Origin of the sequence: Paenibacillus sp. JSM ZJ436, from assembly GCF_044383795.1 — a bacterium.
Lineage (GTDB): Bacteria > Bacillota > Bacilli > Paenibacillales > Paenibacillaceae > Paenibacillus_AQ > Paenibacillus_AQ algicola.
On record NZ_JBISEO010000041.1, the window covers coordinates 1 to 1,240 of the forward strand.

Consider the following 1,240-nt stretch of genomic DNA (forward strand, 5'->3'; position numbering starts at 1 on the left):
CAGGCTTGTTGATTAACCAATATATGTAATTAACTCAGCCTGAAAAAACACGACATTAAACGTTGTATTCGAATCAGCCACTCTGCGGACAAGTCGTTCAAGAGCAGCAAGCGAGCGAACCGAACGAAACTAAGGTTAGCATGACGAGGAACTCCATGACGGGTCCCATCAAACAACCATTTGAGCAGCACAAAGACGATCAATGCGCAGAACAATTGGCCATAAACGGCATTTTCTGTCGTGCCAAATAACGTCGGAATATTAAGGTGTTGCTTGATCCAGCGAAAGAACACCTCAATCTGCCAGCGGGCTTTATAGATCAAAGCAATCTGTTCCGCACTTATACTCATCAAGTCAGTAACGACGCGAATCTCTCTTCCTTCAAAATCCCTAAAGATGACTACACGATGACGTTGTGTAGAGCGACACTGAGGCGTTCCGAGTTGACAGGTGAAATCACCAATCACTGAAGAATCGGCCTGGGACTGACGCCGCAAGGTGTAGGGTTTCTCGATATGAACATTGTCACGAAGACGGATGACGAAGGATTGCCCCTCTTGTTTATAACGATCCAACCGCTCCAACTTGCCGTAGGCTCGGTCCATAACCAAAATAAAATCAATGTTTTCCAGCGTTTCGCACACAGGACTATCGTGCTTTGAACCAACGGTTTCTGTGACGCTAAGCGGTTGCCCGTTGAGGGCACGTAATGCTACATGTAATTTAACCGCCGCTCGTTCTCCATGATAGGGAGCCCATGGCAAGCGAGTTTTCCCTACCGTGATGGTTGTCGAATCAATGAGTAGCAGTTCTTTTGGGAGGGCGAGCTTTCGCCGTGTTTCACGGTTACATTTACGGACAAGTAGATGAAACAGCTCTTTGAATATTTCAAATGGAACCTCTGCTGCTTTGCCCGAGAAACAGGAATAATGAACAGGGCTTAAGCCGCTACGGACGGCGCGATCTGCGCCAGAGCGATATCCTGACCACTCTTCACTGGCTGCGGCGCACCAATATTGAAGCAAATGATGAACCGTGAACTTTCGAGCTTTATCCACATAACCGGTCGCCTGGACGATATGATCGACTTCTTCAGTCGTAAGGAGTGTTTGTAGAATGGGAAGAATCGTGTTAGTATTTTTCATGGAGTCGTCACCTTCCCAATTGTTTGTAGGGGTACAAACATTTTATCGGGTTGACGGCTCTTTTTCTACCATTTAGTGGTTAATCAACAGGCCTG

The 1,240-nt window shown here is 46.8% G+C and carries 1 protein-coding gene; it reads right to left on the reverse strand.

Features of this window, described 5'->3' with window-relative positions:
- Nucleotides 1-29 precede the first annotated feature (29 nt).
- Nucleotides 30-1,145, reverse strand: a complete 1,116-nt coding sequence (locus tag ACH6EH_RS20135; RefSeq protein ID WP_397333590.1) for an IS4 family transposase — start codon at nucleotides 1,143-1,145, stop codon at nucleotides 30-32.
- Nucleotides 1,146-1,240 lie beyond the last annotated feature (95 nt).

Excerpts from the sequence above, each read along its gene's own strand:
- ACH6EH_RS20135 (WP_397333590.1), bottom strand. The coding sequence starts at position 1,145 with ATGAAAAATACTAACACGATTCTTCCCATTCTACAAACACTCCTTACG.